This is a genomic window from Halomonas sp. C22 (assembly GCF_007655045.1).
Classification (GTDB): Bacteria; Pseudomonadota; Gammaproteobacteria; order Pseudomonadales; family Halomonadaceae; genus Vreelandella; species Vreelandella hamiltonii.
Window position 1 is genome coordinate 193,332 of record NZ_VBVC01000006.1, and the last position, 14,232, is coordinate 207,563.

At 60.4% G+C, this 14,232-nt stretch carries 12 protein-coding genes; 10 read left to right on the forward strand and 2 right to left on the reverse strand.

The window, feature by feature from the left end; genetic code table 11:
- Positions 1 to 40 precede the first annotated feature (40 nt).
- The 6 genes from murC (at position 41) to lpxC (ending at position 7,008) form a co-directional block, all read left to right on the forward strand.
- A complete protein-coding gene (murC, locus tag FEU76_RS13135; RefSeq protein ID WP_096923454.1) occupies positions 41 to 1,453 on the forward strand; it encodes a UDP-N-acetylmuramate--L-alanine ligase in 1,413 nt (470 codons plus the stop codon).
- On the forward strand, positions 1,450 to 2,388 hold the full coding sequence (locus FEU76_RS13140) for a D-alanine--D-alanine ligase (protein ID WP_096923162.1): 939 nt from the start codon (positions 1,450 to 1,452) through the stop codon (positions 2,386 to 2,388). The genes murC and FEU76_RS13140 overlap by 4 nt, the downstream gene beginning before the upstream one ends.
- A gap of 22 nt (positions 2,389 to 2,410) precedes the next feature.
- On the forward strand, positions 2,411 to 3,133 hold the full coding sequence (locus tag FEU76_RS13145; protein ID WP_081137057.1) for a cell division protein FtsQ/DivIB: 723 nt from the start codon (positions 2,411 to 2,413) through the stop codon (positions 3,131 to 3,133).
- 303 nt (positions 3,134 to 3,436) lie between these two features.
- On the forward strand, positions 3,437 to 4,726 hold the full coding sequence (gene ftsA, locus FEU76_RS13150; protein WP_039177368.1) for a cell division protein FtsA: 1,290 nt from the start codon (positions 3,437 to 3,439) through the stop codon (positions 4,724 to 4,726).
- Between the two features lie 33 nt (positions 4,727 to 4,759).
- Positions 4,760 to 5,941, forward strand: coding sequence for a cell division protein FtsZ (ftsZ, locus tag FEU76_RS13155; protein ID WP_039177365.1), 1,182 nt, complete (start codon positions 4,760 to 4,762; stop codon positions 5,939 to 5,941).
- Positions 5,942 to 6,096: 155 nt separating this feature from the next.
- Positions 6,097 to 7,008, forward strand: a complete 912-nt coding sequence (lpxC, locus tag FEU76_RS13160; protein ID WP_144983564.1) for a UDP-3-O-acyl-N-acetylglucosamine deacetylase — start codon at positions 6,097 to 6,099, stop codon at positions 7,006 to 7,008.
- Between the two features lie 125 nt (positions 7,009 to 7,133).
- Here lpxC and FEU76_RS13165 read toward each other — a convergent pair whose 3' ends face one another.
- Complete coding sequence (locus tag FEU76_RS13165; RefSeq protein ID WP_144983567.1) at positions 7,134 to 7,595, reverse strand: DUF721 domain-containing protein; 462 nt, start codon at positions 7,593 to 7,595, stop codon at positions 7,134 to 7,136.
- 110 nt (positions 7,596 to 7,705) lie between these two features.
- Here FEU76_RS13165 and FEU76_RS13170 point away from each other — a divergent pair, with 110 nt between their 5' ends.
- The 4 genes from FEU76_RS13170 (at position 7,706) to FEU76_RS13185 (ending at position 13,167) form a co-directional block, all read left to right on the forward strand.
- Positions 7,706 to 8,056, forward strand: coding sequence for a hypothetical protein (locus FEU76_RS13170; protein ID WP_016913527.1), 351 nt, complete (start codon positions 7,706 to 7,708; stop codon positions 8,054 to 8,056).
- Positions 8,057 to 8,149: 93 nt separating this feature from the next.
- On the forward strand, positions 8,150 to 10,873 hold the full coding sequence (gene secA, locus FEU76_RS13175) for a preprotein translocase subunit SecA (RefSeq protein WP_096923161.1): 2,724 nt from the start codon (positions 8,150 to 8,152) through the stop codon (positions 10,871 to 10,873).
- A gap of 30 nt (positions 10,874 to 10,903) precedes the next feature.
- The gene (gene argJ / locus FEU76_RS13180; protein WP_144983572.1) at positions 10,904 to 12,133 is read left to right on the forward strand and encodes a bifunctional glutamate N-acetyltransferase/amino-acid acetyltransferase ArgJ; all 1,230 of its coding nucleotides are present in this window, start codon (positions 10,904 to 10,906) and stop codon (positions 12,131 to 12,133) included.
- A 77-nt stretch (positions 12,134 to 12,210) separates the two neighbouring features.
- Positions 12,211 to 13,167, forward strand: coding sequence for a Nudix family hydrolase (locus FEU76_RS13185; RefSeq protein ID WP_227407926.1), 957 nt, complete (start codon positions 12,211 to 12,213; stop codon positions 13,165 to 13,167).
- A gap of 146 nt (positions 13,168 to 13,313) precedes the next feature.
- Here the strand turns inward: FEU76_RS13185 and FEU76_RS13190 are convergent, their stop codons facing one another.
- Positions 13,314 to 14,216 (reverse strand): carbon-nitrogen hydrolase, encoded by a 903-nt coding sequence (locus tag FEU76_RS13190; protein ID WP_039177348.1) that lies wholly within the window; start codon positions 14,214 to 14,216, stop codon positions 13,314 to 13,316.
- Positions 14,217 to 14,232 lie beyond the last annotated feature (16 nt).

Below are 14,232 nucleotides of genomic sequence, written 5' to 3' on the forward strand. Positions count from 1 at the left end.
TCATACGTCGCCGCAGCTGAGTGGCCCGAGCGGCCCGGGTATGCGCCGTATCCAGCGGCTTCATTTCGTCGGTATTGGCGGTGCCGGAATGTGCGGCATTGCCGAGGTGCTCGCCAATCAGGGGTACCAGGTCAGCGGTAGTGACATGAAAGCCTCCACTGTCGTGGAGCGCTTGCGTCAGTGCGGCGTCGATGTATTCATTGGGCATGCCAAGGAAAACGTGGAAGGCGCGGATGTGGTCGTCGTCTCCAGTGCCATCGATGAAGCCAACCCTGAAATTCGCTGGGCACATGACCACCGCGTGCCGGTGGTGCGGCGTGCGGAAATGCTCGCCGAGCTGATGCGCTTTCGTCACGGCATTGCCGTGGCCGGTACTCACGGCAAGACCACCACGACCAGCCTGACGGCTACCCTGTTGGCAGAGGGCGGTCTGGACCCAACTTTCGTGATCGGTGGCAAACTCACCAGCGCAGGCGCCAATGCTCGCCTGGGGGAGGGCGACTATCTGGTGGCCGAGGCCGACGAATCCGATGCGTCGTTTCTTCACCTTCAGCCCATGGTGTCCATCGTCACCAATATCGATGCTGACCACATGGCCACTTATGGGGGTGACTTCGAGCGTTTGAAAAACACCTTCATCGAGTTCTTGCACAATCTGCCTTTCTACGGCTTGGCTGTGCTGTGTATCGATGATCCCCACGTGCGCGGGCTGTGCGAGCGTATCAAGCGCCAGTTCGTGACCTACGGCTTCGATGAAGATGCCGATTACCGCATCGTGGATTTTAGTCAGCAGGCCGGGGAAGTCTCCTTCACGGCACTGCGGCCCGGTGGCGCGCCTCCGTTGGCCATTCGACTGGCCATGCCTGGCCGTCATAATGCCTTGAACGCCATGGCGGCCATCGTGGTGGCGACCGACGCCGGGGTCAGTGATGACGCCATCCAGCGCGGTCTCATGGGGTTTGCGGGCGTAGGGCGGCGCTTTCAGGTCCATGGCCACTATCCGGCACCGGTCGGCGAAGGCGAGATCATGCTGGTCGACGATTACGGTCACCATCCGCGTGAAGTGGACATGGTCATTCAGGCGGTGCGTGCCGGCTGGCCCGAGCGCCGTCTGGTGATGCTCTACCAGCCCCACCGTTACAGCCGTACCCGCGATCTCTACGAAGACTTCGTACGCGTACTGTCTCAGGTGGATACGCTGGTGCTGCTCGACGTGTACAGCGCTGGCGAGGCGGTGGTGCCGGGTGCTGAAGGCAAGACCCTGGCAGGCTCCATCCGTCAACGTGGCGATGTCGATCCGCTGTTCGTGGAGCACAAGCACGAGCTGCCTGCCCTGCTCAACAACGTGCTGCGTCCAGGCGATATTCTGATTACCCAGGGCGCGGGCGATGTGGGTGGCATTTCACTGCGCCTTGCCCAAGCCAAGCTGGTCATGAAAGAGGTGGTGCTATGACATCAGGGCAAACGCAGCAGGCTGGCCTGGAGCGTGTCGTCGTGGTCTACGGCGGCATGTCGGCCGAGCGGGAGGTGTCGCTCAAGAGTGGTGCCGCCGTGTTGAGCGCCTTGCAGCGTCAAGGCGTGAATGCGCAGGGTTACGATCTCAAAGAGGGTGGGCTGGCGGGCCTCGAGCGCCTCGATCCCACCGCGGTGTTCATCGCACTGCATGGGCGTGGCGGTGAAGATGGAGCGCTGCAGGGCGCATTGGAGCTGCTCGGTTTGCCTTACACCGGCAGTGGCGTACTGGCTTCGGCGCTGGGAATGGACAAGCAGCGTACCAAGCAGGTGTGGCAAGCCGTCGGCCTGCCCACGCCGGAGTGCATCATGCTGAATGCCGCTTCGGACTGGGAGGCAGTGGTAGCTCAGCTAGGGCTACCCATGATGGTCAAGCCGGTACACGAAGGCTCGACTCTGGGTATCAGTATCGTCCGCAGCCTCGATGAGCTGAAAGCGGCCTATGCCCAAGCTGCCACTTTCGATGCCAGGGTCATGGCAGAGCGCTTCATCACGGGGGACGAGTACACCGTCGGCCTGCTGGGCGATGACGTGTTGCCTGCCATTCGTGTCGAGGTGCCGGGTGGGTTTTATGATTATGAAGCCAAGTATCTGACCAACACCACCCAGTACCATTTGCCCTGTGGCTTGTCGCCGCAAGACGAGCAGGCGTTGGCCGCGCTGTGCAAAGAGGCCTTCCTGGCCGTAGGCGGAGAGGGCTGGGGGCGTATCGATGTGATGCGTGATGCCGCGGGCGATTTCTGGCTGATCGAAGTGAATACCGTGCCCGGCATGACCGACCATAGCCTCGTGCCTCAGGCGGCGGCCCACGCCGGTATCGATTTCGACCAGCTGGTGATGCGTATTTTGACCACTGCACTGGCGCGCGATTCGTGACGGGGCATGGCATGAGTTCCTTATGAAGAAGCGCAATGCGTGGCTCGGTATCGTTCTACTGGCATTGCTGCTGGGGGCGGGGAGCCGAGCGCTATGGCTTTGGTTGGATCGCCCTATCGAGCGCGTCTCCATTCGAGGCGAGTGGGAATACGTGAGCGCCGACTATTTGCGTTCACAGCTGGCCCCGCTGGTTCAGGACATTACCTGGTTATCGGCGGACTTGGGCGAGCTGCGCCGCAATGCGCTGGAGATTGGTTGGCTGGATGAAGTGCGAATCTCCAGAGAGTGGCCCAATGCGCTGGTCTTCGAATTGATAGAACAGACGCCGGTAGCCCGCTGGAATGACGACTTCCTGCTTAACCCGCGAGGCGAACCCTTCTCCTATGCGCCTCTTGCCGTGCCCCCTGGGTTGCCCGATCTGGCGGGCCCTCAGGAAAGCAGTGCGGAAGTGCTGGCCTATTATCAGCGCTTGACGCCGCACTTTGCCGGACTGTCGTTGACGCTGGCTCAGCTCCGCCTGGAGCCTCGTGGTGCCTGGCGACTTCAACTTGATCAAGGCACCTGGGTAATGTTGGGGCGTCGTCACCATGGCGAACGACTTGCCCGGCTGTCGGCCTCCTGGCAGCGTGAGCTGGGTAGCGTAGGCGAGCATATTCGCTATATCGACTTGCGCTATCCCAATGGTGTGGCGGTGGCGTGGCACGGTGAAACCGAGGTTCCGGAGGAGGAGGGCGAGTCACTATAAGGCGCAATGTGCAAAAAATCGGGTAAATGGGCAGGTCGGCCCGCTAAAAAACCCTTTTATGGGGTTTAAAATGCTTTCCAAGCCAATTATCGTTGGTTTGGGCTAGTCGTATTGTGGCTATTGTTTCTATACTATGTCCCAGGCGATGCTGTGGGTCAGTTTTTATTATTCGGTCAGCGGTTAGCGGCGTCACACAGTTTTAGTCAGGTTATTTATTTTATCTTTGGGTTTCGCCTGCTTTTGCTTAAGCATTAAAAGCGATCCCCGTTCTTATAAAACGACGACAAGGAGATTTACCGACTCATGGCAGGCTCACCCAACGCATCCAATATGGTTGTCGGGCTGGACATTGGAACGTCCAAGGTCGTCGCGATAGTCGGTCAACCCACCGATGATGGTGGGATTGAAATCGCCGGTATCGGTTCTCACCCTTCTCGTGGCATGAAGCGGGGAGTGGTCATCAATATCGAATCCACGGTTCAGTCGATTCAGCGTGCAGTAGAAGAAGCCGAGCTAATGGCGGGTTGCGACATCCATTCCGTCTATGTCGGTGTGGCAGGCAGCCATATCAGCTCCATGAATTCCGACGGCGTGGTGGCCATCAAGGAGCGCGAAGTCACTCCTTACGATATCGAACGGGTCATCGATTCCGCGCGGGCACGGGCCATTTCCGAAGGGCAGCGAGTGCTGCATGTATTGCCTCAGGAGTTTTCCATCGACGCCCAAGGGGGCATCCGCGAACCGTTGGGCATGTCCGGGGTTCGTTTGGAAGCTCAGGTGCATCTGGTCACGGCTGCCTTGAATGCCGTGCAGAACATCGAAAAGTGCGTGCGGCGGTGTGGTCTGGATGTGGATGCTATTATTCTGGAACAGCTGGCATCCAGCATGGCGGTACTGACCGAAGACGAGCGCGAGCTCGGTGTCTGTATGGTCGATATCGGTGGGGGAACCACTGACATGGCCATCTTCAGCGAAGGTGCCATACGCCATACGGCGGTCATACCGATCGCGGGTGATCAGGTCACCAACGATATCGCCATGGCGTTGCGCACGCCCACTCAGCACGCAGAAGAAATCAAGGTAAAATACGCTTGCGCGCTGACGCAGCTGGCCGCCAGCGATGAAATGATCAAAGTACCCAGCGTGGGCGATCGCGCGGCACGAGATCTGTCGCGCCAAGCGTTGGCAGAAGTCGTGGAGCCTCGCTATGAAGAGCTCTTCACGCTGGTCAGAGACGAATTACGCCGCAGTGGCTATGAAGATATGGTGGCGGCGGGAGTGGTGCTTACCGGCGGCACTTCACGCATGGAAGGTGTCAGCGAATTGGCCGAAGAAATTTTTCACATGCCGGTTCGTATTGCCTGCCCACAAAATGTCAGAGGCTTGGCAGATGTGGTTCGCAATCCTATCTATGCGACGGGCGTTGGTTTGCTGCACTATGCACTGCAGGAAACGCGTCATGGGCAAGGCCTAGAAAGCCACGGGGGAAGCGCTGCGGGACATAAAGGACGCAGTGAATTTGCCCGACGTGATATCAAGGATGGCCATTCGGCGCTGGCAAGAATCAAAGGCTGGTTCAAAGGAAATTTCTGATAGGGCCGCGACGCGGTTCAGGAGACGGGGCTTATGTTCGAATTGGTAGATAACGCACCCTCGAGCAGTGCGGTCATTAAAGTAGTCGGTGTTGGCGGTGGCGGCGGCAATGCTGTCAACCACATGGTCGAGAGCAACATCGAAGGCGTCGAATTCATTTGCGCCAACACCGATGCACAGGCGCTCAAGCGGGTGTCGGCAAAAACGGTGCTTCAGTTGGGGGGGGAAATCACCAAAGGGCTGGGCGCAGGCGCCAACCCTGAGGTGGGTCGTCAGGCCGCGATGGAAGATCGTGATCGTATTGCCGAGCTGCTCAGTGGCGCCGACATGGTCTTCATCACTGCCGGTATGGGCGGTGGCACGGGGACAGGAGGCGCTCCAGTGGTTGCCCAGGTCGCCAAAGAGCTGGGCATCCTGACGGTTGCCGTGGTCACCCGTCCCTTCCCGTTCGAAGGGCCAAAGCGCATGCGAGCGGCCGAGGAGGGCATGAAAGAGCTTTCCGAGCATGTCGATTCGTTGATCACCATCCCCAACGAAAAGCTGCTGTCGGTGCTGGGCAAGAACGCGACCCTGCTGACGGCATTCAGCGCTGCCAACGACGTGCTGCTGGGGGCGGTGCAAGGCATTGCCGAGCTGATCACCAGCCCGGGCATCATCAACGTCGACTTTGCCGACGTGCGTACTGTCATGTCCGAAATGGGCATGGCGATGATGGGTACTGGCGGCGCCACTGGTGAGAACCGTGCCCGTGAAGCTGCAGAGAAAGCCATCCGGAGCCCGCTGCTGGAAGATATCGACCTGCACGGTGCCCGCGGCATTCTGGTCAACATCACGGCTGGCCCCGACCTATCCATTGGCGAGTTCAATGACGTCGGTGCCACGGTGCAGGAGTTCGCCTCTCAGGAAGCCACCATCGTCGTGGGTACTTCCATCGATATGGAAATGTCCGACGAGCTGCGCGTGACCGTTGTGGCGGCTGGCCTGGATGGCAGCAAGGCCAAGGCCGTGTCTCGCGAACCGGCACGCCGCTCCGCTGCAGATGCCGGTGGCTCCGACTACCGTAAATTGCAGCAGCCCACCGTCATGCGGCAACAGGCTACCGCGCGTGCCGAAGCGCCGGAAGCAGCAGCCAAGCCACGCCCTGAAAAACGTCGTTCGGCCGATGCCGATGACTATCTGGATATCCCCGCGTTCCTGCGCCGCCAGGCAGATTGATCTGCGCTATCAGGTTTATTGAGGCAGCAAACGAGAGTTTTATTGGTAAAACGCTCGTTTGCTGTTAAAGTGAACACTGTTTGATAACTTTTCTCCCCCTGCGGCTGGGTAGCGACTCGTTACACGCCGCCGATATTAGAGCTTGACCACTGCCCATGATCAGACAACGCACACTACAAAACGTCATCCGCGCCACTGGAGTGGGTCTGCACTCTGGCAAGAAAGTCCATCTGGCTTTGCGCCCGGCACCGGCCAACACGGGTATTGTGTTTGTCAGAACCGATCTGGACCCAGTGGTTCACGTTCCTGCCCGCGCCGAGCTGGTGGAAGACACTACCTTGTGCACGGCACTTTCCCATGAAGGCGTCAAGGTAGCCACCGTCGAGCACCTCATGTCTGCCTTTGCGGGCTTGGGTATCGACAATGCCTACGTGGATATCAGTGCCGCGGAAGTGCCGATCATGGATGGTAGCGCCAGCCCGTTCGTTTTCCTCATCCAGTCTGCAGGTATTCTCGAGCAGGACGCGGCCAAGAAATTCATTCGCATCAAGCGTCGTGTGGCGGTCAGTGATGGTGACAAGGAAGCCGCATTCCTGCCCCATCAAGGCTTCAAGGTGTCATTTGCCATCGACTTCGACCATCCTGTCTTCGAGCAGCAGAAGCAGACGGCATTGATCGACTTTTCCACGACCTCGTTTGTCAAGGAAGTCTCTCGGGCCAGAACCTTTGGCTTCATGCGTGACCTGGAATACCTGCGCTCGAACAATCTGGCGCTGGGTGGCAGTCTCGACAACGCCATCGTGGTGGATGATTACCGTATCGTGAATGAAGGTGGTCTGCGCTACGAGGACGAATTCGTGAAGCACAAGGTGCTCGACGCCATCGGCGATCTGTATCAGCTTGGCTACAGCCTGATTGGCGAGTTTCGTGGTGTGAAATCCGGCCATGCCCTCAACAATCGTCTGTGCCGTGAGCTGATGGCGCAGCCCGATGCCTACGAAATCGTGACCTTCGAAGAAGAGAAGGCCGTTGCGCCTATCTCCTATGCGGCACCCGCCATGGCGTGACGTGGTTTTTGAAGCGCGCAGGTTGAAATCGGGGGAATGCCCCCCACTAATAATAAAGCACCGCCATGCGGTGCTTTATTGCGTTTGGTCTGACAGTCAGGTGCATGACGTGCTGCGCAGGCGGCTCATGAAGAGCGCTGGGCATGCGAAGCAAGGCGCTCCAGGGCCTGCTTCAGCTTGGGGTGTTTGGTGTCTTCGGCGCACTCCATGAGGGTCGTGCCAGCGCTGGTAGAGAGAGTGCGCGCATAGCGTGCCGGTGGTGTCACGGTGCGTACGGGGCGTACTTTCAGCGTAAAGCCAGTGACCCCTGCAAAGCCGGGGAGTTGCTGCAGGAGGCTCAAAAGGCGCGGTTGCTCGTAGCGCAACCAGGTCAACCAGCTGGCCTGGCTGCTGATCAGGGTCAGTCGTCCATTGCTGAAGCCGCCGACGAACACATGCGCACGCATCTCTTCGGGCAAGTGGGCCCGAAGATGAGTCTGGGCTTGATCGATCAGGCGCGACTGACGCATCAGATGGCCTGCGCCAGCGGACGTGTTCAGCAATTGGGTAATGGGCTGTGCGCGGGAACGCTTAACCTTTATACTCATTTACCTGATTCCTGGGGTGTTGCGGATAGTATCGTGCTGACGAGTGCGCGCAGCACCCATGTTTTTCGTCTATCGACAGAGCCTAACACGCTCAGGAGCCACGCCACAGCATGCCATCAACGCTCGATACATTATCTGCTCTGCCTCGGCGACATCGTCGCCATGGGCTGGCGCGTTGGTGGCTTGCGGGCCTGCTGGTGAGCTGTCTGCTGCCCGCCAGTTTACACCCTTCCGATCTGCGCAGCAGCGACCGGAGCGTGTGTATCTGCTTTTGGGTGCCCGCCATGCTGCGTGCCCAGTCGCAGTGGATCGCCAAAAAGCGCCGCGCGCTAAGGCGCTGGGTAGCACGTCAGCAGCGTCAACTTCCTGTTCTGAAAAGCTTTATCTCTTTCTTTCCCGTCATGCCCCGCCAGACGGTCGCTCTGGATGTATGCTCTCCTCGGGGGCCGCCAGCCCGTTGACCTGCCGCTAGCGGTACGTTCATTTACCCGACGTTAATTGACCCTATGAAAGAGTGCGCCTGAAGAGGTCGCTCCTGTTGATGTGGATATTTCATGATTAATTCCTTGTTACGCAAAGTCGTTGGCTCCAAGAACGACCGTGAAGTCAAACGCATGCTCAAGAGCGTGCAGAGTGTCAACGTGCTGGAAGAGACTCTGGTCGGCTTGAGCGATGGCGAGCTGCAGGCCAAGACGGCCGAGCTGCGCCAGCGTCTGGAGGCTGGGGAAAGCCTGGATAAACTGCTGCCTGAGGCCTTTGCGGTAGTGCGCGAAGCCGGCAAGCGAGTCATGGGCATGCGTCACTTCGATGTGCAGATGGTCGGTGGCATGACGCTGCACCGCGGCCGTATCGCCGAAATGAAAACCGGCGAGGGCAAGACCCTGGTGGGCACGCTGGCGGTATACCTGAATGCCTTGACGGGCAAAGGGGTACACGTGGTCACGGTGAACGACTATCTGGCCCGCCGTGATGCCGAGTGGATGCGCCCGCTGTATGAGTTCCTGGGGCTGTCGATAGGGGTGATTTTTGCTGGCCAGACCGGTGAAGAGAAGCGCCACGCCTACCAATGTGACATCACCTACGGCACCAACAACGAGTTTGGCTTCGACTACCTGCGCGACAACATGGCGTTCTCGCTGGAGGACAAGGTGCAGCGCGGTTTGCACTATGCCATTGTCGACGAAGTGGACTCCATCCTGATCGACGAAGCACGTACGCCGCTGATCATTTCCGGTGCGGTGGACGAGAACACCGAGCTGTACACCATCGTCAACCGTCTGGCCCAGCAGCTGGAGCAGGCGGAAGTATCCGAAGACGAAGACGCTCCTGTCGAAGGCGACTTCGTGCTGGACGAGAAGCAGAAGCAGGTCGAGCTCACCGAGCAAGGCCATAACAAGGTCGAGGAGTTGATGCGCGCCGAAGGCTTGCTGGGCGAAGGCGATTCGCTTTATGCGGCGCAAAACCTCAACCTGTTGCAGCACATGCACTCGGCGCTGCGGGCGCGGCACCTCTATCATCTTGACGTCGACTACATCGTCGCCGACGGGCAAGTGGTCATCGTCGATGAGCACACTGGGCGCACCATGCCTGGCCGCCGCTGGTCGGAAGGCCTGCACCAGGCGGTCGAGGCCAAAGAGGGCGTGACCGTTCAGCGTGAAAGCCAGACCCTGGCATCGACCACCTTCCAGAACTACTTCCGCCTTTATGAAAAACTGGCGGGCATGACCGGTACTGCAGATACCGAGGCCTTCGAGTTTCGTCAGATCTACGGCCTCGACGTCATCGTCATTCCCACCAACCGGCCTCTGGCACGCAAGGATCTCAACGACCTCGTCTACCTGAGTGCCGAAGAGAAGTACGAAGCGATCATCAAGGACGTCTCTGCCGAGACCGAGGCGGGCCGCCCGGTGCTGGTCGGTACGGCTTCCATCGAGACCTCCGAATATCTGGCACGCCTGATGCGTGACGCGGGCCTCAAATTCAGCGTGCTCAATGCCAAGCAGCACCAGAGCGAAGCCGAAATCATTGCCCAGGCCGGGCGTCCCGGCGCCATCACCATTGCCACCAACATGGCCGGTCGTGGTACCGATATCATGCTGGGCGGCAACTGGGAGGCTGATGCCGCCAAGCTGCAGAACCCGACCCAGGCCCAGCTCGATGCCCTGAAAGCCGAGTGGCAGGAGCGTCATGATGCGGTACTGGCCGCTGGCGGGCTGCACGTGATCGGTTCCGAACGCCACGAATCGCGTCGTATCGACAATCAGCTGCGTGGCCGTGCGGGCCGTCAGGGCGACCCGGGCTCCACGCGCTTCTTCCTCTCGCTGGAAGACAGCCTGATGCGACTGTTCGGCTCGGACCGAGTGAAGCGCTTGATGCAGGCGCTGGGCCTGGAGCGTGGCGAAGCCATCGAGCACAAGATGGTGTCCAACGCCGTCGAGCGTGCCCAGAAGAAAGTCGAGGGGCGCAACTTCGATATTCGTAAGCAGCTGCTCGAGTACGATGACGTCGCCAACGACCAGCGCCGCGTCATTTACGAGCAGCGTAACGAAATTCTCGCCTCTGACGACGTATCGAGCGCCGTGCTGGGTATTCGTGAGGAGGTGATGGAAGAGGCCATCAGCACCTACGTGCCGCCGCAGAGCCTGGCCGAGCAGTGGGATCTGCATGGCCTGGAGTCGCATCTGAAAACCGAGTTCAATCTGGACGCACCGGTGGTTCAGTGGGCGGAAGAGGATGAGCGCTTCAGTGAAGAGAAGCTGCGTGAGCGCCTGCAGACCATGCATCGTGAAGCTTACGAAGCCAAGATTGCCTCGGCGGGTGCGGCGTTGATTCGCCGTTTCGAGAAGCAGGTCATGCTGCAGGTGCTGGATACGCGCTGGAAAGAGCATCTGCAATCCATGGACCACCTGCGTCGCGGTATCCATCTGCGTGGCTACGCCCAGAAGAACCCCAAGCAGGAGTACAAGCGCGAGTCCTTCGAACTGTTCCAGCATCTGCTGACCAACATCAAGGCCGATGTCACCCGCATCCTGAGTCATGTCCAGGTGCGCCAACCAGAAGAAGTGGATGCGCTGGAGCAGAAGCGCCGCGAAGAGCTGGCGCGTGAGAAGGCCACGGCGGCCAGCCGCCATGATGCGCCCAGCGAAGACGGTGAGGCAGTCGCGCCTGGTGCCGATGGTCGCCCGCTGCGCCGTGAGGGGCCGAAAGTCGGCCGTAACGATCCGTGTATCTGTGGTTCCGGCAAGAAATACAAGCAGTGCTGCGGCAAACTAAGCTGATTATCGTTAGCGCACGTTAAGGAGAGAAACATGGCGGTGGGTAACCTTCCCTTTCCGGAGTTGCCACCCCTTGAAGGGGTGCGTCTGGGCACTGCAATGGCGGGCATCAAGAAGCCGGGCCGCCGCGATATGGTGGTGATCGAACTGCCCGAAAGCGCTAGCGTGGCGGGCGTGTTTACCCGCAATGCGTTCTGCGCAGCGCCGGTCACCGTGGCCAAGGAGCACATGGCACAGTGTCAGGCGGCGGGGAAGGCACCTCGCTACTGGCTGATCAATACCGGTAATGCCAATGCGGGTACCGGCGACTCAGGGCTGCAGGATGCGCGTGAGAGCTGCGCGGCACTGGCCGCGCAGGCAGGCGTTTCGGCGGAGCAGGTACTGCCGTTTTCGACCGGTGTGATCGGAGAGCCGCTGCCCATGGCGCGGCTATTGGGGGGTATGCCGCCAGCGCTGGACACCCTGGCGGCCAGTAGTCAGGCTTGGCAACACGCCGGCGAAGGTATTCTGACCACGGACACCCGCGCCAAAGGGGCAACTGTGACGCTAGCGCTGGGGGAGCAGCAGGTCACCATCAACGGCATTACCAAAGGGTCGGGCATGATCAAGCCCAACATGGCCACCATGCTGGGGTTCGTGGTCACCGATGCGGCCATCGAGCAAACGCTGTTGGCAACCCTGCTGCGCGAGACCGTCGACCGGTCGTTCAACTGCATCACGGTGGATAGCGACACCTCCACCAACGACGCCTGCATGCTGGCGGCCACGGGAACCGGCGCTCGCATCGAAAGCGATGAGCAGGTGGCGATTTTTCGCAATGGCCTGCAGCGTGTGATGACCGAGCTGGCACAGGCCATCATTCGTGATGGCGAAGGAGCGACCAAGTTCGTCACTTTGCAGGTCGATGAGGCGCGTACCCGCCAGGAAGCACTGGATGTCGCCTTCACCGTTGCCCACTCGCCGCTGGTGAAAACCGCGCTGTATGCCTCGGATGCCAACTGGGGGCGTATTCTGGCCGCAGTGGGCCGTGCGCCAGTTGAGGCCTTCGACGTCAGCCGCGTCGTCATCGACCTTGGGGACGTGAGGCTGGTGGAGCAGGGCGGTCGCGCCAGCAGTTATACCGAGGCCGCTGGCAGTGCGGTCATGGCGCAGGAGGAGATCACCATTCGGATCACGCTGGGTCGTGGTGAGGAGGGGGCTACCGTATGGACCTCCGATCTTTCCCATGACTATGTGTCCATCAATGCGGATTACCGCAGCTAGGCTGTGGCATCGTACTCAACAAAGCCAGATAGCGCCGTACCTGTCCCGTGCGGCGCGCACAGAGTGGATTAGACGTAATGAGTGTAATGGTAAAACGACGGGTTCATGTCGCGGCAGCGGCCATCATCAGCGCTGATCAGAAGCACGTGTTGATCGCGCGTCGGCCGTCCAATGTCGATCATGGCGGCCTGTGGGAGTTTCCTGGCGGCAAGCTGGCGCCCTATGAAACGGGCCTGGAAGGTCTGAAGCGTGAGCTGCATGAAGAGCTGGGGGTAGAGATCGTGCGCGCCCAGCCTCTGATTCGTGTGCACCACGAGTACCCGGACAAGCACATTCTGCTGGACGTGTGGCAAGTGCATGAGTTTGCCGGTGAACCTTTCGGGCGTGAAGGTCAGGCCGTGCGCTGGGTACCCATGGACGAGCTGGTGAACTACCCGTTCCCCGCCGCCAATCTGCCCATCCTGCGCGCAGTGATGCTGCCTACCGAATACCTCATTACCGGTGAAGAGGCCGATGATGAGCGGTTTGCAGCGCTGCTGGAACGTGCCCTGCGTGAGGATAATGTTCGCCTGGTGCAGCTGCGGGCCAAGTCGCTGGATAAAGCGGCCTACCTGACGCGGGCAGAGCGTGCGTTGGCGCTGTGCCGCCAGTACGGCGCCAAGCTGCTGCTCAATGCCGAGCCGGAAGTGCTGGAGCAGGTGGATGCCGACGGTATTCATCTCACCAGTGCGCGTTTGATGTCGCTGGACCGCCGCCCCATTGCCGAAAACAAGTGGCTCTCTGCCTCGACCCATGACCAGACACAGCTGTCTCAAGCCGCCGTGCTGGGCTGCGATTTCGTGACGCTGTCACCCCTGCGTACCACGCCCTCCCACCCGGAAGTGGCCCCCATGGGGTGGCACGACTTCCAGCAGTTGGTCGAGCGGGCGGGCATGCCGGTGTTTGCGCTGGGTGGCATGACGCGCTTCGATGCCAACCACGCCCGCGCCGTGGGGGCTCAGGGGATCGCGTCGATCCGCGATTTCTGGAAGTGAGCCCGTGACGTCCAGCCCTGCTTGTCGGCAGGCGACGGGCGACATGGCGTGAGGAAGGGACGCCTCGTGGTGCAAATGAAAACGCCTGCTCGGGTTACCCGAGCAGGCGTTTTTTTACGATGGCGGTGGTTGAAAGGACGCTTGGCTCAGTCCCGGTAGCGGCGCGTCAGGTCACCGTAGGCATCGATACGGCGGTCGCGCAGGTAAGGCCAGATGCGTCGCGTGTTTTCACTGCGCGCCATGTCCAGAGTCACCACCAGCTGCTCGCGCTGCTCGCCAGCGTGGGCCAGCAGTTCCCCTTGGGGGCCGCAGATGAAGCTGCCTCCCCAGAATTCGATACCCTCGCCGACGCCCGAGTGGTCGGCTTCGAAGCCCACCCGGTTGGCGACCAGTACCGGCAGGCCATTGGCGACGCCGTGGGCACGCTGAATCAGCGTCCAGGCTTCCTTCTGGCGAGCTTTTTCGGCAGGGTCGTCGCTGGGGTCCCAGCCAATCGCCGTGGGGTAGAGCAGCAGCTCCGCGCCCGCCAGCGCCATGAGTCGTGCGGCTTCCGGATACCACTGATCCCAACACACCAGGATGCCCAGGCGTCCCACCGAGGTGTCGATGGGGGTGAAACCATCGCCACGGGCGGCATCGGCGTCGCCGGGGGTGAAGTAGAATTTCTCGTAGAAGCCGGGATCGTCGGGAATGTGCATCTTGCGATACTGGCCCACGCGACCCTGGGCGCGGTCATATACCACGGCGGTATTGTGGTAGAGGCCTGCGGCGCGCTTCTCGAACAGCGAGCCCACCAGCACGATATCCAGCTCTTTTGCCAGGTCGGCCAGGCGCTGCCCGGTGGGGCCATCCAGCGGCTCGGCCAGATCGAACAGCGCCGGGTCTTCGTATTGGCAGAAGTAGTGGGTAGCATGCAGCTCCTGCAGCAGTACCAGCTGGGCACCTTGACGGGCTGCTTCGCGAATACCGGCTTCGCTCTCTGCCAGGCTGCGCGCCTTGTCAGGCCAGGCAGCCTGTTGAATGACCGCAACGTTCAGCGTGTGTGACATGCCGTTCTCCTCAAGA